Source organism: Bartonella sp. 220B, assembly GCF_026930205.1.
Classification (GTDB): Bacteria; Pseudomonadota; Alphaproteobacteria; order Rhizobiales; family Rhizobiaceae; genus Bartonella.
In genome coordinates this window covers 308,199-329,787 of record NZ_JANHOI010000001.1, presented here as the reverse complement: position 1 = coordinate 329,787, position 21,589 = coordinate 308,199, and the positions used below count along the sequence as shown (strand labels likewise).

15 protein-coding genes and 1 pseudogene are annotated in these 21,589 nt (G+C 37.9%); 7 read left to right on the top strand and 9 right to left on the bottom strand.

All coding sequences use genetic code 11. The annotated features are described in order from the left end of the window. Positions 1 to 77: 77 nt before the first annotated feature. The 5 genes from NPX99_RS01335 (at position 78) to NPX99_RS01315 (ending at position 5,012) form a co-directional block, all read left to right on the top strand. Positions 78 to 281, top strand: a complete 204-nt coding sequence (locus NPX99_RS01335) for a hypothetical protein (RefSeq protein ID WP_269029958.1) — start codon at positions 78 to 80, stop codon at positions 279 to 281. Then, the gene (acs, locus tag NPX99_RS01330) at positions 274 to 2,232 is read left to right on the top strand and encodes an acetate--CoA ligase (protein ID WP_269029957.1); all 1,959 of its coding nucleotides are present in this window, start codon (positions 274 to 276) and stop codon (positions 2,230 to 2,232) included. Before NPX99_RS01335 ends, acs begins: the two co-directional genes overlap by 8 nt. 493 nt (positions 2,233 to 2,725) lie before the next feature. Then, positions 2,726 to 3,385 (top strand): cell division ATP-binding protein FtsE, encoded by a 660-nt coding sequence (gene ftsE / locus NPX99_RS01325; RefSeq protein WP_010705829.1) that lies wholly within the window; start codon positions 2,726 to 2,728, stop codon positions 3,383 to 3,385. Further along, positions 3,378 to 4,331, top strand: coding sequence for a cell division protein FtsX (locus NPX99_RS01320; RefSeq protein WP_269029956.1), 954 nt, complete (start codon positions 3,378 to 3,380; stop codon positions 4,329 to 4,331). The genes ftsE and NPX99_RS01320 overlap by 8 nt, the downstream gene beginning before the upstream one ends. A gap of 3 nt (positions 4,332 to 4,334) precedes the next feature. Beyond that, positions 4,335 to 5,012, top strand: a complete 678-nt coding sequence (locus NPX99_RS01315; protein ID WP_269029955.1) for a YdcF family protein — start codon at positions 4,335 to 4,337, stop codon at positions 5,010 to 5,012. Positions 5,013 to 5,237: 225 nt separating this feature from the next. Here NPX99_RS01315 and NPX99_RS08790 read toward each other — a convergent pair. From NPX99_RS08790 to NPX99_RS01275, 8 genes and pseudogenes are all read right to left on the bottom strand, one after another. After that, positions 5,238 to 5,986: pseudogene (locus NPX99_RS08790) on the bottom strand (HaeIII family restriction endonuclease). A 141-nt stretch (positions 5,987 to 6,127) separates the two neighbouring features. Then, positions 6,128 to 6,991: a DNA adenine methylase gene (locus NPX99_RS01305; RefSeq protein WP_269029953.1), complete on the bottom strand. Its 864-nt coding sequence runs from the start codon at positions 6,989 to 6,991 to the stop codon at positions 6,128 to 6,130. A 1,046-nt stretch (positions 6,992 to 8,037) separates the two neighbouring features. Continuing rightward, on the bottom strand, positions 8,038 to 10,041 hold the full coding sequence (locus NPX99_RS01300) for a MacB family efflux pump subunit (RefSeq protein WP_269029952.1): 2,004 nt from the start codon (positions 10,039 to 10,041) through the stop codon (positions 8,038 to 8,040). Between the two features lie 3 nt (positions 10,042 to 10,044). Continuing rightward, the gene (locus tag NPX99_RS01295; protein WP_269029951.1) at positions 10,045 to 11,265 is read right to left on the bottom strand and encodes an efflux RND transporter periplasmic adaptor subunit; all 1,221 of its coding nucleotides are present in this window, start codon (positions 11,263 to 11,265) and stop codon (positions 10,045 to 10,047) included. Beyond that, the gene (locus tag NPX99_RS01290; RefSeq protein WP_269029950.1) at positions 11,265 to 12,758 is read right to left on the bottom strand and encodes an efflux transporter outer membrane subunit; all 1,494 of its coding nucleotides are present in this window, start codon (positions 12,756 to 12,758) and stop codon (positions 11,265 to 11,267) included. The genes NPX99_RS01295 and NPX99_RS01290 overlap by 1 nt, the downstream gene beginning before the upstream one ends. Positions 12,759 to 12,827: 69 nt before the next feature. After that, positions 12,828 to 13,634, bottom strand: coding sequence for an exodeoxyribonuclease III (locus NPX99_RS01285; protein ID WP_269030030.1), 807 nt, complete (start codon positions 13,632 to 13,634; stop codon positions 12,828 to 12,830). A 31-nt stretch (positions 13,635 to 13,665) separates the two neighbouring features. Beyond that, entirely contained in the window at positions 13,666 to 14,295 is a 630-nt protein-coding gene (locus NPX99_RS01280; protein WP_269029949.1) for a LolA family protein, read from the bottom strand. A gap of 106 nt (positions 14,296 to 14,401) precedes the next feature. Continuing rightward, positions 14,402 to 16,840, bottom strand: a complete 2,439-nt coding sequence (locus NPX99_RS01275; protein ID WP_269029948.1) for an FtsK/SpoIIIE family DNA translocase — start codon at positions 16,838 to 16,840, stop codon at positions 14,402 to 14,404. 455 nt (positions 16,841 to 17,295) lie between these two features. Between NPX99_RS01275 and NPX99_RS01270 the strand changes: the two genes are divergently transcribed. Both NPX99_RS01270 and NPX99_RS01265 read left to right on the top strand, forming a co-directional pair. Beyond that, the gene (locus tag NPX99_RS01270) at positions 17,296 to 18,591 is read left to right on the top strand and encodes a ubiquinone biosynthesis hydroxylase (protein WP_442864042.1); all 1,296 of its coding nucleotides are present in this window, start codon (positions 17,296 to 17,298) and stop codon (positions 18,589 to 18,591) included. Positions 18,592 to 19,827: 1,236 nt separating this feature from the next. Beyond that, positions 19,828 to 20,109, top strand: a complete 282-nt coding sequence (locus NPX99_RS01265; protein ID WP_269029947.1) for a hypothetical protein — start codon at positions 19,828 to 19,830, stop codon at positions 20,107 to 20,109. Positions 20,110 to 21,000: 891 nt separating this feature from the next. Here NPX99_RS01265 and NPX99_RS01260 read toward each other — a convergent pair. After that, entirely contained in the window at positions 21,001 to 21,288 is a 288-nt protein-coding gene (locus NPX99_RS01260; RefSeq protein ID WP_269029946.1) for an H-NS histone family protein, read from the bottom strand. Between the last annotated feature and the right edge of the window lie 301 nt (positions 21,289 to 21,589).

Genomic DNA, 21,589 nt, shown 5'->3' with positions numbered 1-21,589 from the left:
TCAATAGTATATTACAAAGCACAGAAGTCATAAACCTGTAGCATGGCAATATTCGCGCTTCGGGAATGGCTTTACAAATGGTACAGCATAAAAATATGCTCTTTTTAATAGAATTGCAGCAGATTTTAAAAATTGACAATGCAAATCTTAGTCATTTAGTCTACTCTCAAAATGAAAATTTTCATATAAGAAAAATTTTTGGGAAAATTCTGCTAAAATACAAAAAGACAATAGCTTATTTTTCCAAACAAAAAATGATTAAAGAGGGGACTTATGACTGAAACAATTTATCCAATACAAGAGAGTATTAAAAAAAATGCTCTGATTGATGAAGAGACCTATCAACAATGGTATCGAGAAAGTATCAATGATCCAGAAAGCTTCTGGGCAAAACATGGTCAACGTATTGAATGGTTTAAACCTTATACAAAAGTAAAAAATACTTCTTTTAACGATGATGTCACCATTCGCTGGTACGAAGATGGGATAACAAATGTTGCCTATAACTGCATTGACCGCCATTTAAAAAAACATGGTGAAAAAATCGCACTGATTTGGGAAGGAGATAACCCTTATCATGATAAAAAAATAACCTATAACGAACTTTATCAACATGTCTGTCGCTTTGCCAATATTTTGAAAGATCATGGTGTTAAAAAAGGCGACAAGGTGACTATTTACTTACCGATGATTCCCGAAGCAGCTTACGCCATGCTTGCTTGCGCCCGCATTGGTGCTATTCATTCGGTTATTTTTGCTGGTTTTTCTGCTGAAGCAATAGCAGGGCGTCTTGTTGACTGTGAATCGACTTTCATCATTACCGCGGATCAAGGCTTGCGTGGAGGAAAACAGATTAACTTAAAAGACAATGTTGATCATGCCATTGAGATTGCAGCACGCGATCATGTGCATGTCAATCAAGTGATGGTTATCCGGCGCACCAGCAAACCCATTCATTGGGTAGAAGGGCGTGATTTCTGGTATCATGAAGAAGTCTCCCATGCCAAGACAGATTGTCCAGCCGAACACATGAACGCTGAAGACCCACTTTTCATTCTTTACACCTCCGGTTCAACAGGAAAACCAAAAGGTGTGTTGCATACAACTGCAGGCTATCTTGTTTATGTCTCGATGACACATCAATATGTTTTTGATTATCATCCTGATGAAATTTACTGGAGCACTGCCGATATTGGCTGGATTACAGGACATTCTTATTTAATTTATGGACCTTTGTGCAATGGTGCAACAACTTTAATGTTTGAAGGAACACCGACCTTTCCAGACAAAGGCAGATTTTGGGAAATTGTCGATAAACATAAAGTAAACACACTCTACACCGCACCAACAGCTATTCGTGCACTAATGGGGGCAGGAAATTCCTTCGTTGAACGCTCGAAAAGGACATCTTTGCGCCTTTTAGGAACGGTAGGTGAACCGATTAATCCAGAAGCATGGGAATGGTTTTACCATACAGTCGGAGATGACCGCTGTCCCATTCTCGATACATGGTGGCAAACGGAAACAGGAGGGCATATGATCACCCCCTTACCTGGTGCAATACCACTCAAAGCGGGCTCGGCAACACGACCGTTCTTTGGTGTTCAACTTCAAATTGTCGACGAGCAAGGAAATGTTTTGGAAGGTGAAGAAGAAGGCAATCTCTGTATTATTGACTCATGGCCAGGTCAAATGCGTACTCTCTACAATGATCATGAACGTTTCATTGCAACCTATTTTTCCACATACAAAGGCAAATATTTTACAGGCGATGGCTGTAGGCGCGATAGCGATGACTATTATTGGATTACAGGACGTGTTGATGATATTCTCAATATCTCTGGACATAGGCTAGGAACAGCCGAAATTGAATCAGCGCTTGTTTCTCACCCGGCGGTTTCAGAAGCTGCGATTGTTGGTTATCCTCATCCCATTAAAGGACAAGGCATTTACAGTTTTGTCACCTTAATGGAAGGCAAAACCCCAAGTGAAGAGTTGCAAAAAGACCTTATTCGGCATGTCAGAAAGGAAATTGGCTCCATTGCCATTTTGGATAAAGTTCAATTTGCTCCTCAATTGCCAAAAACACGTTCGGGGAAAATTATGAGACGTATTTTGCGAAAAATTGCCGAAAACAATCTTGATAATTTAGGAGATATTTCAACCCTTGCTGAACCACAAGTGGTTGAAGATCTGATTGCCAACCGGCAAAATAGAGAGTCCGCAATTTAACATCAAATCAAGAATGGTGACTTTAGCTTTCCTGCTAAAATGCGCTCGACATTCTAAAGTCACCAATCAAGAAAAAACATCCAATGGAACCATTCAAACGCTCTAAAAACAAACATTCTTTCTCAATGCCAACGCAAACAGATTGAAAAAACATTCTAAAGAGTATCAATTTTAAGAAAATCTAGAAGAGAGAAACAAAGCAACCATGCAACTATCAAACAGAAAAGACGACTTCTGAATAAAGACGAGCCTGTTTTCTTTTATGTTTCTGCTAGCAACACCTTGGAATTCCTGTTAAAATCGTAAACAAAGAGGAAATTCAAGAAAAGATATTAAGGAATTATATTCTTACAAACAATGTTTTCAATAAAAAATGAAAAAAGGTAGAAGAAAATATTAAAAACAATATCATATAAGAACGATCAAGAACCTAAAACAATGAACGAAAAAATTCTTAGAATGATGCACTATAACAACGAAGTGGTAACGAAAAGTGATTCATTTTGAAAATGTTGGTCTGCGCTACGGAATGGGACCTGAGGTCCTTCGTGATATTAGCTTTCATATTCCTGCTGGATCATTTCAATTTCTCACTGGTGCCTCTGGAGCGGGGAAAACATCATTGATGCGCCTGATGTTTTTAGCACTCAAACCAACTCGCGGCCATATTGATCTGTTTGGCAACGATACTGCATTACTCAAACGACAAGAGCTCCCAGCACTGCGACAACGTATCGGCGTCGTTTTTCAAGACTTTCGTCTGCTTGATCACATGACAACTTATGAAAATGTCTCTTTACCTTTACGCATTAAGGGACAAGAAGAAGCAACCTATCGCAGTGAAGTAGAAGACCTTCTTTGTTGGGTAGGTCTTGGAGATCATATTCATGTTTTACCCCCCGTTCTTTCTGGTGGAGAAAAACAAAGGGTGGCAATTGCCCGCGCGCTCATTGACCAACCTGAAATTCTTTTAGCGGATGAACCAACAGGAAATGTTGATCCCCCTTTAGCAAAACGTCTGCTCCGCTTGTTTATTGAATTAAATCGTTTTGGAACAGCTGTCATCATTGCCACTCATGATATCGCACTGATGGAACAGGTCGCAGCACGGCGTATGCTGCTCCATAATGGACGGATGACAATTCATGAATAAGTCTTTTTCCATTTTTACAAGCAATAAAAAAAATACAACTCCAATTATTCCAAGCGGCAACATTTCTGGTCGAGCACTGGTCGCAGTGATTGCTATTATGACCTTTCTCTCGAGCCTTACATTAATCGGAGTTGATCTAGTACAACGTGCTGCTAAAAGTTGGAGCAACCAAATTAGCTATGAAGCAACGATTCAAATACGCCCTATTGAAAATGTTGATATCGAAAAAGCTCTTTATGACGCAGTGAAACTTGTTAAAACATTTCATGGTGTACAAGACGCCAAAATTGTTGATCAAACAGCGACTGAAAAACTTCTTGAGCCATGGCTTGGGACAGGTTTAAGTTTAAATGAACTGCCTCTTCCCCGCCTTATCATCGTAACATTAAACGAAAAAGAAGAAATTGACTTTCGTGCCATAAGTCACGCCATCAAAACACAAATTCCAGGAGGACAATTTGATGATCATCGCATTTGGGTAGACCGTTTTACAACAATGGCACACACGACTGTTTTCATTGGTTTTTCAATTTTAATGTTGGTTTTAAGCTCACTGATACTCACAGTTATTTTTTCCACACGCAATGCATTGGCAGAGAACGCGCATATTATCAATGTCTTATACTTTCTTGGCACTGAAACGTTTTTTATTGCACGACAATTTGATTGGCATTTTTTTAAAACTGCACTGCGTGGTGCGTTCTATGGTGGTGTCACAAGCATATTTCTGTTTGCTGCTTTTATCGTTTGGACAAACTATAACCTAGGGAGAGTAGAAATCAGCCAAATCACCGCTATGTTTGGACATCTTTCCATAAATTCCATCCCTTATGGAAAAATCATTGGTCTTATTTTTTTTGTTTCTCTTCTCACCATGCTTACAAACCGTATAACTATTTTAGCACAACTGAAAAAAATTGATCAATGCGAAAACGGCTTATTTTAATTTATGACCCAAAACCTGTACGATTCCAAATCACTCATACAATGCAATCCAGAGCATTCTGTTCAAAAACATAGTAGAAGAAGCAATCTATGGTCTCTACGCTGCTTGTTTCGTTATTTTCCACCAACAGCACTTTCTCTTTTAATAACCGTTCTCCTCTTTTGTATTGGTTTTATAATTTTTTCTGAGCAAACCGAACGGCTTCAACCCCCAAATCCTTTGCCGAAAGCAGATGCAATTATCGTTCTGACAGGAGGAGAAAACCGAATAGAAGCAGGACTAAACCTCCTCAAAAAAGGGCTTGGTTCACGGCTTTTGATCAGTGGAGTAAACACAACAACCAACCTCAAGAGTTTGATACACAGCACACATATGACTCCCCAACTTTTTTCCTGTTGCGTTGACCTTGGACATAAAGCAACGAACACAACAGGAAACGCCAAAGAAAGCGCAGCTTGGATTAAAAAACACCACTATCAAACACTTTATATTGTCACCCATGACTACCACATGTGGCGCTCTTTGCGTGAACTTCAATATTTAATGCCTGAGGTCAATTTCATTGCTTATCCCGTTAAAAAGAACAGCAATGAAAGCACAATACAACAGATCAATCAAATACGCATTCTTATATTTCAATACATCAAAACAATTCAAGTATACATAAGAACCGTATTCTAAACTTTGTGCACTGATTTTCTTAAAATTTTTCAACCAGCTCTTCATTTCGTAAAATATATTCATATAGTATTAGATGATAAACATGATGAACATTTATATAACACTAACCGCTTAACATTTCGATTTTTGAAATCCACTCTACTTTGACTATCGATAACACCTTTTTGAGATAAAATTCCTTCCCGAAACCTGGTTTTATGTAAAAATTAGAAATTATAGAAGTAACTAGACAACTGGAATTTGGTGACTCATTACCTGAGAAGACAATCCTACAAATTGAATGTCAAATTTTAATGAAGCCTCCACCTTATTGGATGCGCTATGAATTCTAAAAGAAATGCTCCACCCATCTGCAAAAATTATAATAAGTTTGTTTTTACTTTCCTGTTTTATTGCTACAGATAAAATTTTGCTTGGGATTCCTCATTTACGACCATATCCTAAAGTACCATTCAAATTAAAAGACTAAATAATAACTTGTTTTTGTTTAAATTTTGTATCTATTATAACTTTATAAAAATCATAATAACCTATAATATACTGAAACAATGATTTCACAAATTTATCTTGATAATTGAAACAAAGTCTTTGAAGTTCTTTAGAAAAAGCTTCTAAGATTGGAAGGTAAATCCTATTCTCTTTATTATTTATATCTCTAAAAAGCATTTTCTTATTTCTAAGCTCTACTAAATAATCAAAATGGGTTTTATTTCATTGAAATAAAGACTATTACAAGGATATCCTGTCCATTCTTTACCAAAATCTATTTTATTGGAAAGGCGAGGATGCTTTATAGCACTATGATTATGTTTTGCAGAAATACCAACAAGATTTTCAGGAATTTCCAAAATAATATCACGGACATCTCCTTTAATACCAACAGAATCTTCTTGAAGGATAATAGCTTTAGTATTTTTAATATTCTTATCATGTAACTGTAAGAAAACAGCAGCTTCTATAGAAGCAAGATTCAAAAGCCTTTTTTACTATCATGAAGTAAATTATAAAAAGATTCTGCTATCTGAAAGGACGAATTAAACTTTATAGGAGCTTTGTTACCTTTTTAAAACCCATAGCTAAAGCATATTCAAAAGCTTTCCCATTTTCTACCTGATTCATACAATTCCCAAAAAATCCCGACTCAAAATTAAAAGCTCATTTGACTTTTTATTGTTTCCCATACCGTATGTCCACTCAGGATTAAGTATCGTATGTCCCTTATAAAGTTCTCTCACTTCTACACAATCATTATAGGATAAGACCCATCCTTGACGATTTTTTAAAAGTTCGGCAAGAGCTTGATGATCAAAAGAATTATGTTTATCACCTTTTTCACCATAAAGCTTTTGATTAATCAGATACGGAGGATCACAATAAAGAAAATCGTTAAAGTGTTTAGGAATACTTTCTTTAAAATCTACGTGTTCCACTGTAAAGTTTTCAATTTTAAAATCTCTAAGTCGTTCAATGGAACGCTGATTGAATCTAGGATGCCCTGGAGACATACCACCGGAAAGTGTTGTTCCAGAAAAAGAGGAGCGATTGAGAGCGAAAAAAACAGCAGCAATTTCTAATTGATTTTTAATATTTCCAAAAGTTTTTTGAAGATTATAGAACATTGTAGGAGTCATATCTTCATATTCTCTAACTTTTTCTGCAAGAACTGAAGCATCTTTCAAGAGCATTTGCCAAAAGATAACAAGCGGCTTAAAAGCATCATAAGCATAAACTTTTGTGCCTCTTTTTGCCAGAGTGAGTTCAATCGAACCACCCCCTACAAAAGGAGAACATAAAGTCTTTTGTTCCCTTATGTAGTTATTAATAATCATAGGAACAGCACGGCTTTTCCCACCTGGATAACGAAGAGGAGATCTTATGATAGGCTTGTCAATAAATTTTCTCTGTTTTTCTAAAAACGTTAACACTAGATCTTCAGAAGAATCGTCTATTAGATCTCTCTGAATTGTTATTTTTCTCATCCCACCAGCTCCGAGTATTATATTCTTTCACCTACAGTTATTTTAAGTAGATACCCGAAGAGTGCATCAGGATTCACAGAGACCACATCATGGTGGATTATAAATTCATTAACATCTCTTCGCAAATGTTTGCTGCTAAAATAGTGATAAATCCAGTCACACTCACACTTTGAAAAGTGCCAAGAAGGATATGACCGGCTTACAATGACAAAGTGAAAGTTTCTCAGAGAAAAACCAAAAAACAATTAATCACAATTATCTGATTACAGATATGATTCTCAAAAATTAAAAAACTACTGCATGAAACACAAATATTGTTTCTTGCATAAATTTTTTTACGACATCTCGCCACATTAAGATACGGTCGTTCCACGTTCAGTTGCTGAAAAGAGGGATATTTATCCAACGAGTTAATCTACTCGATTCCTTATCACACATATCAAATTTATTGAACATCGATGAAAAAACTATAGTATTGTTTGTACATCCAGACCATTTTACATAAGCTATCATTTTAAAATATATAAATTTTTCAAAAATGATAAATTTCTAGTGGAACTTATCGCTTTACAGTACCTACAATCTGTAAGCAGCACAATTGAAAACGCTGAAAGCATTAAGTTATGTGTACTCTCCATGATACATTTCCCGTAAATACATAACTTTAGACAATAGAACAAAGGATTGAAGAAATATGTTACCAATGCTTAAAAGGATTTGCCAAATGAAATTTTTATAGAGTTATTTCAATTACTAAAGTTATTGAGCGAATATATCATAACAAAAATTTTTTCATTAAAAAAATCTATAACAAGCATTCACCGTTAAAAAGAACAAAAATCTTAGAAACCTTGTGAAAATCAAACCGCGTACTTCTTATCACCACACTCAAAAAGAAACAAAAAACTATACACTTCACCCAACCACTCGCTATCCTGTTTAGGTATTTTGTGCGAACATTATTTTCCTTATCAATATCGCTTTTCACAAACATATTGACCCAGTATAAACGCGTGAAAAAAACATAATCCCCACATTTATACAACTTAATCGCGTGAGAGGGCAACAACAGGGTCAAGTCGTGAAGCTTGCCTTGCTGGTGAAAAGCCAAAACATATCCCTATGAGGGTTGAAAAAGTAAGAGAGAGGATGATGGAATCAATCGTATAAATCAGGTGGATAGGCGCCTTAAAGAGCAAAAACAAACCACCGATGGAGAATCCAAACAAGATCCCTAAACCACCACCAATGACACAAACCAAAATCGCTTCAATTAAAAATTGCTGTAAAATATCACTCTGACGTGCCCCAACAGCCATACGCACACCAATTTCATTAATCCGCTCTGAAACTGTGACCAGCATAATATTCATCACCCCAATCCCCCCCACAATCAGTGAAATCGCTGCAATGGAAGAAACCAACAGTGTTAAAATATGTGTACTCTCCATGATGCGCTCACGAAAGAATTCCGAATTTCTAATGAAAAAATCTTCTTCACCATGCCGCATTGTGAGAAAGCGCTTTACCATGGTCTCTGCCAAATGTGCATCCACATTATCATCAATCTTAACTGTAATGGCACGAACCTGCGTTGTTCCAAGAAAACGCGTTTGTACAGTTGTATAGGGCAAATAAACCTGTATGGTATTTGATACACCACCATTTGCTTGATTTTGCGGATCCACAACACCAATAATACGCGCCGGAACTCTTCCCACATGCACCACTTTCCCAAGGGGGTTCTCATGGCTATGAGGAAAAAGAACAGACAATGCTTCTTTTTCAATCACCAGATCCACCGCTCGATCTTGCACACTTTTCTGATCAAACAACTGCCCTTTAATAGCCTTGAGTCCCTGTGTCTGAAAGAACTGTTCTCCCACTCCCATAATGACAGCATTGACTTCAACAGCACCAAAATGCACCTTTGCACTTGTTGAAATCTGAGGAGTTACACCAGAAACATAGGGCAAACCAGAAAGCGCTTCTGCATCCGCTTCAACAAGGCTTGTTATTTTCTCTGCTTGTGGATCAGAAAAGCTTTTTCCCGGCAAAATTGTTAGTGTATTAGATCCTAAACTTTTAAAATTTTCTAGAATTTTTTCTCGTGTCCCATTTCCTAAAGCCACCATCGCAATAATGGCAGCAATACCAATAATCACCCCAAGCATTGTTAAAAAAGTCCGCATCCTATGGGAATTCATAGCTAACAAAGCCATAACAAATGCCTCACGAAAACGCTCGAAAAAAGAACGCAAAAAACCTAGCTGTTGTTTATCTTCGAGATTTTTTTCTCCATACTGATTACCCGTTTTTGTTTTTGCATCCACCGCTTTTGTTTTTGCACTCTTTGTCACATGATCGGCAATAATTTCCCCATCACTGATTTCAATAATACGATCTGCTCTTTCAGCCACCTGCATGTCATGGGTTACAATAATAATGGTGCGTCCTTCTTGATGAAGCTCATCCAAAATACGCAACACTTCTTGTCCACTTTGTTTATCTAATGCACCCGTTGGTTCATCGGCAAGAATAACCTCTGCATTATTCATGAGAGCACGCGCAATAGAAACCCGTTGTTGCTGACCACCCGAAAGCTGATTTGGACGATGATTTATCCGATCACCCATCCCTAAACGTGTTAAAAGATCTTGCGCGCGTTGTTTTCTTGTTGCCACAGGGCAGCCTGCATAAATAGCTGGAATTTCAACATTGCCCAAAGCTGTCAATTCATTCAATAAATGATAACGCTGGAAAATAAATCCAAAATGATTACGCCGCAAAGCTGACAATTCATCGGCACAAAGAGAGGCTGTTTCTTTTCCTGAAATCCAATAACGACCAGAACTTGGTCGATCAAGGCAGCCTAGAATATTCATCAATGTGGATTTTCCTGAACCGGAAGCGCCCACAATCGCTACCATTTCACCGCTTTTAATGGTGAGATTAATGTCCTTCAAAACAGTGACAAATGTTTCCCCAGCGGGAAATTTGCGCACGATATTTTCCAAAACGAGGACAGCATCTGCTTTATCTGCTTTCATGCTTTAGCTTTCATCTTTGCTGTGGACATCAAGGATATCTGGCATCACACCATCATGCGCACCCGTAATAACCACATCACCTTCTTTTAGCCCTGAAACAACCTCTGCCACCACCTTATTATTAAGTCCAATCGTCACCTGTTTAGTCACCACTTTGCTTCGCCCCTCCAAAACAGAAACCCATGCTTTACGGTCTTTTGTTTCATCCCGTAAAGCATCACTTGGAACCAACAAAACATTCTGAGCACGACCTAAAATAATATGAATTTGCGCCGTCATATAAGTCCGCAGAAAATTGTCCTCATTATCAACATGGACAATCCCATTATAATAGATAGCCGATGATGATAAAGCGCTAGAATCTATCACACCAGGATTAATACTCACATCCGCACGCACGGATTCAGGAGCTGGCTCTACCCTTTCTAAAGTTCCCTCATAATGACGCTGTGAATTGCCTAAAACTGTAAAATAGAGAGGTTGTCCAGCCTGAACTTTAAGAATATCAGCTTCGGAGATTTGTGCTTTAATAGTCATCTTTGACAAATCACCTAAAATTACAATTGTCGGTGCGGACTGAACCGCATTGACATTTTGCCCTTCTTCTACAATTGTTGCTAAAACTGTCCCCGCTGAAGGAGCGGTTACCCGCGTATAACCCAAATTAACCTCTGCACTGTCCACATCAATTTGCGCTTGTACAATTTGCTGACGAAGTTGCGCAATTTGTGCCTCGCGTATTTTCACCTGCGTTGCGGCATCATCGAGATTAGCCCTTGAAATCGCATGTGATTCGATCATTTTTTTCTGACGTTCTAAGTTTTTCTGTGCAAGAGAAAGGTAAGCTTCTTGTTCTACTAAACTCGCCTCATAATGAGATAATGCCGCTTTTTTTCTTTTTAGATCATTTTCTTGATCTATAGGATCAATTTCTGCTAAGAGATCTCCTTCCTTCACAATACTTCCTGGGGCAACATGCATTGACACCACCCGCCCTGTTGCACGTGCACCAACAGCAACCAACCGATAAGGGCGGACAAGACCAGAAGCCAAAACACTTACCTCGATATCACCACGTTTTACCACCGCAGTCATATAAGCTGGTGTTGATGTTCCCAAAAAAACAGAACGCAACCATAACAAGACAATCACAAATATAACGGTTAAAAATAAGGAAAGTTTTTTGCGTTTTGTAATGAAATTTTTGATAAAGTTTTTTTTCATTATCCTACCTTTGCACGCGAACGGGATGTACCATCAATAACCTCTGGACGATACACATCCACAACGCCATCCCAGCCACCACCCAACGCTTTCATAAGTGCAATATATTGAGTCACCAAAGAAACTCGGCTATCTTTAAGAGCCATTTGCGCAGAATAATAGGAGCGATTAGCATTTAACAATTCAAGGAAGCTGGTATTTCCATTTTCAAAAAGGCTTCGAGAAAGTTTTAAAGAATGCAGCGAAGCTTTATTTGCAACAATAAGCTTCTCTAGACGCTGATGTTCTTTGGTTAATCTCACAAGTGCATTTTCCACATCTTCTAATGCTTCCAACACAGCAGCCCGATAAGTAATAAAAGCTTGATCACGCTGTGCCCGCGCTATGGCAATAGAAGCCTCAATCTGTCCTCCATTAAAAAAAGGAAAACGAAGACCAGATGCCAACAACCAAGAAATTGTTGACGTCTTCCATAATTCACTAATTGCCTCCGGTGCTGTTGAAATATTTCCTGTTAAAGTGAGTGATGGATAGCGTTCTGCCTCACGTTGACCAATCCGTGCTGTTGCTTGTGCATATTGGCGCTCTGCTCGCCGTAGATCTGGACGTGTCAACAAAATATCAGCCGGAATTCCTGCTGGTATTGGCCATTTTGGTTGCGGAATTTTTGCTTGTTTTGCATTTTTTTGCAGAAGATCCTTCAAAGCCATAGGGACACGACCCGTCAAGACGGAAAGACGATGAATACTCATTGCCAAATTTGCTTCCATCTGGGCTATATCGGCTTCTGTATTAGCGGTTTGTGCTTGCGCATTGGAAACATCGAGTTCTGAAACATCGCCAGCCTTTAATTTGGCACGCATCAATGCATATGTTTTGCGCTGTGATACAGCAATTTGTCGCACAATGAGCAACTTTTGCTGCCAACCACGCATTTGAACATAATTTGTTGCAACATCTCCCAACAATGTCACCATGGTAGCGCGCATATCTTCTATAGCAGCTTCAAAACCATAACGCGCGGCTTCAATTGCTCTTTTATGTCCACCAAAAAAATCAAGCTCCCAACTCGCATCAAAACCACTATTAAAGCGATTCATATATTGGCTCATAATAGCATGAGGTTCCAGATAACCAGAACGATCTGTTGAAACTGAACCTGTTATATTCGGCAAAAGAGCTCCCCGAACTTGCCCTAAAGTAGCACGTGCTTCGCGAATCCGTGCTTTGGCAACAGCAACATTATTATTACCAGAAATTGCAATCTCTACTAACGCATTCAAAACAGGATCATTCAAACGCCTCCACCACCCAGCAAGCACAACTGGATGTCCTGTAGTCTGCGCAGTTTGTTCTCCCCAACTTGTTGGAACACGAAAAAATGTTTTCTTGTAATTAGGACCAACCATACATCCTGATAAGATAAAAAAACACAACAAAACACTACAAAGCAATCTATTAGAAGTAACCCATTCCAGACTTTTGATCCGCATCCATGCTCCCATATGTTTTCAGAATCAATCCATTAATACTTCATTTACTATGTTCTTATTTCAAATTTATTATGAAAAATCAAATACTGTTTGCACAGGAACATGATCTGAAGGTTGTTTCCATCCCCGTGAGCTCCGAAAAATCGTAAGATCCGTGACAAAAGGTGCCAGATCTGGAGAAGACCAAATATGATCAAGCCGCCGCCCACGATCAGCAAGAGCCCAATCGCGTGCACGGTAACTCCACCATGTATAAAGCTTGGTAGGAACGGGAATATGCAGCCGCATCAGATCAACCCACCCCCCTTGGCAACATAAAGCTTGTAAGCGCTCAGTTTCAATGGGTGTATGGCTTACAACCTTCAATAATTGTTTATGAGACCAAACATCCTCTGCCAAAGGAGCAATATTCAAATCTCCTACCAAAAGAGAAGAAAGACCATTTCCCTGATCTGCTCTGATAGAAGACATTTCTTCTAAAAAATTAAGTTTATGACGGAATTTTTCATTCACCTCTGCGTCAGGCACATCCCCACCAGCAGGAACATAAAAATTGTGTATTTGTATGTCTCTGCCATAGGATTCAACAATGACCGAAATGTAACGACAATCTTGTTTTTGACAAAAGAAACGCTTTTCAACGCTCTTAAAAGGCAAGCGTGAAACAATTGCAACACCGTTGTAAGACTTTTGTCCACTCAATGCGATATGCTTATAACCTGCTGCTTCAAAAGCCTCCCTTGGAAAGAGAGCATCTGGGCATTTTGTTTCTTGAAGACATAAAATATCTGCGGGAAAGAGATCTAAATACTGAAAAATCTGTGCAAGACGTAGACGAATAGAATTAATATTCCAAGTAGCAAGACGAAAGGACATCTGTTTTAATTCCGGTGTTGGAGGCACTACATTATTTTTTAGCAGGAAGTGTGAACATCCCATCAGCAAACCGAACGCCTGTCCTTACATTCATAATTTGAACAGTTGTTTCTAAATTCTGTTGATCAACAATTGTCCATTGGCGTAAAGCATAATTTTTAGAATCAAAAACCATTCTTATTTGCCCTGCCCCAATGCTTTTATCACGCAGAACAATCGTCACAGCCCCAGGATCTTCGCGAAATGCTAACAAACGCCCTGAGGATACATCAATTTTATTATCTAACAGAAATTTCATTGGTGTTTGAAAAAGTTGTGAAAAATTCCAAGTATTCAAAGCACGATTGTTAACTCCTAGGAATTGACCATCTGCAATGATTTGTAAGGGTATTTTTTTGTAAATAAAACGAATTTTCCCTGGACGCTCTAAATAAAATGTGCCCTGCGACATTTTGCCCTTTGGACTAAACTGAATAAAATCACCTGTCATTGTTTTAATTGCGGCAAAGTGATTAGCTATATTTTGTGCCCTTGTCACTTTACTAGATGCCATTACCATTTTATTGGATGATTGCGAAAAAGCAGGGCAAGTTAAGCACCAAAAGACAAGAATACCCAAAAAACCAATGGTTTTTTTTTGTGATGGAAAAAACGTTTCCATAGAAAATGCTCCCAAAGAATATTCATTTATCTTATAATAATAAAGAGAATATCTTTCTTTAAAGGATAAAGATATTGTTTAACAAGACTATCAAAAGATTTTTATTTCAAAAGCGTTCTTCTTCAGAAGGTATCAAGACTTCTCGTTTACCGGTATGATTTGCCGCACTAATGATGCCTTCTTCTTCCATCCGCTCAATTAATGTAGCAGCACGGTTATAGCCGATGCCTAAACGGCGTTGAATATAAGAAGTTGAAGCCTTACGATCTCGAAGAACAATAGCAACAGCTTGACTATAGGGATCATCTGCTGCAGGAGAAGCCAAAGAAACATCCGCACTATTTTCTGCAATCTCTTCTGTAATGGTTTCCAGATAATCAGGCAGCGCTTGTGCTTTGAGATGCGCCACCACCTGCTCCACTTCATCATCCGCCACAAAAGGCCCATGAACCCGCTGGATACGCCCTCCTCCCATCATAAAGAGCATATCTCCTTGCCCTAACAATTGTTCAGCCCCCTGTTCGCCAAGAATTGTCCGGCTATCAATTTTTGAACTGACAGAAAAAGAGATGCGTGTAGGGAAATTGGCTTTAATGGTTCCAGTAATGACGTCCACTGAAGGGCGCTGGGTCGCCATAATCACATGGATACCAGCAGCACGTGCCATTTGCGCAAGGCGTTGAACGGCTCCTTCAATGTCTTTACCAGCAACCATCATCAAATCGGCCATTTCATCAATAATGACAACGATATAAGGCATCGGACTAAAATCAAGTGTTTCTGTCTCATAAAGAGGCTCACCGGTTTCATGATCAAACCCCACTTGAATTGTGCGCGTCATTGTCTCACCCTGCCCTTCTGCTTCCCTAAGACGCGCATTAAAGCCATCAATATTGCGGACACCCACTTTTGACATTTTACTGTAGCGCTCTTCCATTTCACGCACAGCCCATTTCAGTGCAATGACAGCTTTTTTAGGATCCGTTACCACGGGTGTTAACAAATGGGGAATGCCATCATAAACGGAAAGTTCAAGCATTTTGGGATCTACCATAATGAGGCGACATTGTTCAGGCGTCATCCGATAAAGCAAAGATAAAATCATGGTATTAATGGCAACAGATTTTCCCGAGCCTGTAGTCCCTGCCACCAAAAGATGCGGCATTTTTGCTAAATCCGCAATCACCGTTTCCCCACCAATTGTCTTACCCAAAGCAAGCCCTAATTTTGCTTTGCTTTCCACAAATTCTTGCGCTTGCAAAATATCCCGCAAATAAACCATCTCACGTTTTGCATTGGGCAATTCTATTCCAATCACATTGCGCCCTGGAACCACAGCAACACGGGCTGAAATCGCACGCATAGAGCGTGCAATATCATCTGACAACCCAATAATACGAGAAGATTTAATACCAGCAGCCGGTTCAAATTCATATAAAGTCACCACCGGACCAGGTCGTGCATCAATAATTTTTCCTTTGACCCCGAAATCTAACAAAACACCTTCAAGTTCATGAGAATTGGCTTTCAAAGCAGCAGGAGAAAGTTTTGCATCCTTCGCCGCTGGTGGAGAAACTGAAAGATAATCCAAAAGTGGAAGAAGAAAACGACCGTTTGAAGAAGCCGTTATAGACTTGGAAACACGGTTTTTAACAGGAGATCTCTTCTCTTGATTTTCCTGACATTTCGTTTTTTCATCCACGAAAATTGGTTCAATTCGCTCAAATGCCTTTCCTTGTTTCTGAGAGCATTTGAGAGAGAAGAAACGAAAAAAACGCGCTTGTAAAAAATAAAAAAGATGTAAAATAGCTCCCAAAGTTGTAGCAAAAAAACCATATCGTCCCCTCTCTTCAACATGTTCTATATCTTCTTCTGGATCTTCTGACATATCGAAGAGAGGAGCAACTCTTTCATTGTTCTGGACCTTTTTTATTTTCCTTTTACTTGTCCGACGTCTCCATACCACATTGCCCGCAAAAGCAGCTATTAAAAAACCTAAAAGGCTAAAAGCTATCCCCAAAAGCACATTTTGAAATGTAGAAAAAAAGACTGGAAAAAATGAATAAAGAGCACTGAGAATTTTATCCCCCAAAAGACCTCCCAGCCCCATCGGCAATGGCCAATATGTAAAAGAAGCGATAGGTGTCATAAGGGCAAAAGAAATTAAAAAACAAATTGTTGATGCGACCCACAAAAAAAGGCGAAAAATCAAATGATGGATATCCTTTTGTGCCAACAAAAGAAACGACCAAAATAATGGCGGCAACAAAACACCAAGACTTGCTAAACCAAAAAATTGCATAACAAAATCTGAAAAAATTGCACCTGTCCACCCCATAAAATTTGTAACTTTATTTGTACTTGCATGAGTTAATGATGGGTCGGCTGCATTCCAAGTTGCCAAAGCACAAACACAAAAAACAAGGAAGCCCAAAAGCCCAAGCCCAATAAAAACACCAATCTGGCGCAAAAACATTTCAACGAGCCTTGAACTGTAAGATTTTTGCGCTTCTAATGAATCATAGGAAAAAGAATTTGGGTGCATCCATCAATTCCAAATATAAAATTCTCGCATTAAGCATTAAAGAGTTATAGAATTATGACCACAAAATATTAACACAGTTTTAACCATCGTAATCATAAAAATCTTCCTACCATGCTTGTAAAACATAATCTTTCAAGACAATAACGTAAGAGACTTTCATTGCATCTTAAAAAGATCACATCGTTTCTGTCTTATTTCAGTTTTCTTTTGCATTGATAAAGTGTAAAATTGATATGCAATATTCAGGACAAATTTTTCCCGTAAAGTTATCAAGTAAAGTCATGGAATGAATTCATCAATAATCAGCAGTAAAGAATAAATTTTAAAAAGCCAACCTGTTTATAAACCAATACGCGGAAAAAGTGTGTTTTTTAAAGCAAAGAAGGAATAGAAAGAGTGTAGAAAAGATAATATGAAAAAGATATTCTGTTTATAAACAAAATAAATTGCCAACAATGGAACGAAGCGTTGTGTATCCTCATCCCAATGAAAATGTAAAATACAATCAAAAAACAAGATCCCATAAAACTATCAAACAATGCGATCTTCTTATTGCAGGGGGAGCAGCTGTTGGTCTTACCTTAGCAATAGCGCTCAAGCAAGCAGCCCCTAATCTGAATATTAATATTGTTGATGCTTCTCCTCAAGAAGAACTTCCCACTTCTCATATACGAACCATCGCCCTTTCTGCTGCTTCTATTCGTATGTTAAAACAGCTACAATGTTGGGAGCATATAAACCCCTCTGCACAACCCATTCATTCAATGATCATCACCGATGCATGTGCCAATGATCCTGTCAAACCAACGCTTTTAACCTTTGAAGGTGATGTTACTCCTAACGAACCCTTTGCTGCTATGGTGGAACATAGAGAACTGATCAAAGCTTTAAAAAAACGGGTCAAAGATCTGGATATCACTTTTATTGCAAATATGCATGTCGTTGATTTTTATCAAGAAGATCAACATACAGCTGTCACTTTAAGCAATGAAGAAATTTGGCAAACGAAGTTGCTTATTGCCGCCAACGGAGCCCATTCGAAATTACGCGAAAAAGCAGGTCTTAAAAATTTTTCTCATTCCTATAAACAAACAGCAATCATCTGCACAATTGACCATGAAAAACCCCATCATGGTCAAGCAATTCAACATTTTTTACCTGCTGGACCTTTTGCTCTTCTCCCTCTTAAAGGCAATCGCTCTGCTATTGTATGGAATGAACATCATAAAACTGCACAATATTACCTCAAGGCTGATGCTGTTATTTTTGAAACAGAACTCGAAAAACGTATTGGTCATCGACTTGGAAAACTCTCTTGGAATGGAGAGCGACAAATTTTTCCCTTAAGCCTTTCTTTAACACGACAATGCATTCAATCTCGTTTTGCTCTCGTTGGTGATGCAGCCCACACAATTCACCCGATTGCAGGACAAGGACTGAACTTAGGATTACGCGATAGCGCCGCACTTGCTGAAGTTGTTATTGAAACAGCACGATTAGGCCTTGATATTGGCTCCCTCATTGCTTTAGAGCGCTATCAAAGCTGGAGACGTTTTGAAATTGTACGTATGGCTTTGAGTAATGATTGGCTTAATCGCCTTTTTTCCAATGATAATCTTCCCTTACGCTTGCTCCGAGATGCTGGTCTTGGAATTATCAATCAGGCACCTAAAATAAAGAAATATTTCATTCAAGAAGCTTCCGGTCTCACTCCCAATGCACCTCGTCTCCTTCACGGGCTCCCACTTTGAATAAAAATCACACCATTCCGCTTTTATAGCCTATGAATAAGCCTTTCTTTCAAACAGTACGATGAGTCCTTGATATTGAATCCCTCATTGCTTTAGAGCGCTATCAAAGCTGGAGACGTTTTGAACAAGAGAATTCTCTTGCTTATTCTGACATACCAAAATTTCTGGAGAAATCCATGGAAATATACAACAAAACGATCTACACTCTATTCTATTTTGATGAATACTGCAGTCCCCTCTCCCTGCGCAATACACAGAAAACAAACAAAAGCTAGAAAATAATCACATCTTTTTGGTCTTCAACTTGTATTTTCTCAAGCTTATGTAAGTTTTCATCGTTTTTAATCAATAAGCCTTTTATTTCCTGCTTTTTTTAAAGGCAATTTCATTAAAACAACAAAATTCTCGCAGAAATCTGCTCTGTACAGATTAAAAAACAGAACACATTGCTAACTTTTTTCAAATAAGCACAGTATTTTTATTACGATTATGATGCACAAACAATAAAGACATCTCCTTGCCAGGAAATGAAGCGGCAATTTTTTAGCCTTACATCCATACCGACAAGATAAAAATCGGTTTCTGACAGACAAATGATCTATAAGACCATAGAGTGTTGGTTTATATCCTTATTTCCTCATAATTGTTAAAATACAAAAACTTAAACTACACAAAAAACGGTTTAGCAAAACCATAGCAGAACGGTTTTTTGTGAGACATTGTATTTTGATTATTCTCAACTTTGGAATGATGAATATCCACTTTATCTTAGGGTCTCATCTTGATCTTCACATTGTTACGCAAGTAACTTTTATGCAAAAGAATTAAGGATTATGCAGAGAATAATACATGAAAACTTATACTCTCTCTAATTTTACAAATTATTCAAAAAGTAAATCATGATGCAAACTAAAAACGCGATAGAAATTCTGAAAAGGTTTAGCTGAAAAACATATCATTATGAAGTAGAGGATTATTGATTATCATCTCCCCCATCGTATTGGGCCTATTCTCCATGATTTTGAATTTTGTAGATTATGGAGAGAATGGCATGGCAAGGATTTTCGGTTATAAGTTGTTCTCACCACCGCGGTCTATTGCCTTTTCAAAGAGTACAATAATGATGAACAATCACATTATGAATATGATGATATGTTGCTTTTTGCGGAAGAAAATTTCGCGGTTACACACGAGTACTTACGAAAAATCAGATCGAAGCAACCTTAAATAGAGTGATTGCATGAATGCACACAGGATACTGAACAAAAATTACGTGAAGAAACTACCAATCATTCTGCCCTTGCAAAAATTCTACTTGGTAATATGGAAACTTTTAAAAGTGATAGATCTATTCTAGAAGGGAATGTGTCAGAATTTTTTGATTGTAAAATAACAGAGCGTATTGAGCATCTTATTCTTTTTGCAGAGTCCTTTAAAACGGAAAATTGGATAATATTCTGGTGTGTAAAAAAACAAACAATACTCGATGAGTCTTATCGCAGTAAATTGCATTCTTAAAACTCAAGAGTGGTTTGTAAAGAAACCTAAAAAAATATGTTTCTCTTTATCGAACCGTTTGATTCAATTTTGATTTTATACGTCTCCATGATAAGTTAAAGTCGGTAGTGAAGTAGAGATTTTCAATAAAATTTTATAGCTTGCAAATATATTCTCTCTCATAAGAAATATAATTTCCTACGGATAGTTATCTGTCTTTAAACACGATTAGAGAAAGGATTGATTTGTCTTGATAAAGGATTAATACTTATGTCGAAACACATAACAATGAGCGAAAGCTCATCAAAATCTCTAAACAAATAATCATGGGCTTAAGATTTACAAAAAAACAATAAACAGAAAAACACTCATCCCCCAATATAGCTACAATGTAGGTATAGTTCGGCATTTGGCTTACTCAGCATTAACGGACCAAATTGATATACTGAAGTCCTATCAAAATTCTCTAGCAGCAGATACAATTTCTAAACATTTGAACGCCGATGATGTGGAAACCTATTAATTATGCTGTCTAACCTGCTGTAGAACCTCACTGAGGTTCTACATAAGCCCTAAATATTAAGAACAAACCTTCGTTTGCAAGAATCGGTTTTCCTCAACGCAGTTACAGTTACCAACTGATTAAAACTATGAGAATTGGCAATCTATCGCAATAAAAATTACAAATGTAATGCTTATTTATACGTAAAGACTGCTTCACCAACATAGTGTATAATCTCGATATAACCGCGCACCCTTCATATAAACGCATTTGCGCTTCCTATAGTTTTATAATCGCTCACTTCTTAAGATATCAGTGCAACATTTTGATATATCAAATTCCCAAAAGAATACACTGCTTGAATTCTTGTTTCTTGATATTTTTATAGCTTTGCAAATATTGCATATGCACTATGTTATTTCTAGTTCTTCAAGTGCATAACCATTCTCCAACCATTCTTTAATCCACTTAGGTCTACGCCCACGTCCATTCCACAATTCCCATTGGTTGTTGGGATTTCTATAATGACGTTCTTTACTTACAAGATCAGCGATATCAATTCCATGTGCACTAGCAATTTCAAGAATTTTTCGCCGCGCATTTTGCTTCTCTTTTGCTTGCCGTTTTTTCAATTCCACATCAATTTTGGCACGCATCTCTTGTAACTCATCGAAGTTCATATTTTTGAGATCATTCACCTTAATTACTCCCCTTGCAAAAAAGAATTGTGCTTTGCCATATTTTAAACACAATTATAGACGATTTCTGTCTATTTGTTATCAAAATTAAAATTATGATGAATATATCACTTTGACGGAGATATACTTTGGACCACGAAGAGTTATTGATTTGTATCTTAGCTTTCACAGCTACATCCTTTTTCAGTTCGCTCACTGAGATTGGTAAGCGGAGCATACAAATTTTATCATACCTCTCTGACACCTGTGAACCAGTGGTCAAAAGTGAATATAAATCACCATTTTATAAATTATGGCAATC

What these genes read in the sequence shown, in the direction of transcription:
- NPX99_RS01335 (WP_269029958.1), top strand. Translation starts at nt 78, where the DNA reads ATGGTACAGCATAAAAATATGCTCTTTTTAATAGAATTGCAGCAGATT.
- acs (WP_269029957.1), top strand. Translation starts at nt 274, where the DNA reads ATGACTGAAACAATTTATCCAATACAAGAGAGTATTAAAAAAAATGCT.
- NPX99_RS01320 (WP_269029956.1), top strand. Translation starts at nt 3,378, where the DNA reads ATGAATAAGTCTTTTTCCATTTTTACAAGCAATAAAAAAAATACAACT.
- NPX99_RS01315 (WP_269029955.1), top strand. Translation starts at nt 4,335, where the DNA reads ATGACCCAAAACCTGTACGATTCCAAATCACTCATACAATGCAATCCA.
- NPX99_RS01305 (WP_269029953.1), bottom strand. Translation starts at nt 6,991, where the DNA reads ATGAGAAAAATAACAATTCAGAGAGATCTAATAGACGATTCTTCTGAA.
- NPX99_RS01300 (WP_269029952.1), bottom strand. Translation starts at nt 10,041, where the DNA reads ATGAAAGCAGATAAAGCAGATGCTGTCCTCGTTTTGGAAAATATCGTG.
- NPX99_RS01295 (WP_269029951.1), bottom strand. Translation starts at nt 11,265, where the DNA reads ATGAAAAAAAACTTTATCAAAAATTTCATTACAAAACGCAAAAAACTT.
- NPX99_RS01290 (WP_269029950.1), bottom strand. Translation starts at nt 12,758, where the DNA reads ATGCGGATCAAAAGTCTGGAATGGGTTACTTCTAATAGATTGCTTTGT.
- NPX99_RS01285 (WP_269030030.1), bottom strand. Translation starts at nt 13,634, where the DNA reads ATGTCCTTTCGTCTTGCTACTTGGAATATTAATTCTATTCGTCTACGT.
- NPX99_RS01280 (WP_269029949.1), bottom strand. Translation starts at nt 14,295, where the DNA reads ATGGAAACGTTTTTTCCATCACAAAAAAAAACCATTGGTTTTTTGGGT.
- NPX99_RS01275 (WP_269029948.1), bottom strand. Translation starts at nt 16,840, where the DNA reads ATGCACCCAAATTCTTTTTCCTATGATTCATTAGAAGCGCAAAAATCT.
- NPX99_RS01270 (WP_442864042.1), top strand. Translation starts at nt 17,296, where the DNA reads ATGGAACGAAGCGTTGTGTATCCTCATCCCAATGAAAATGTAAAATAC.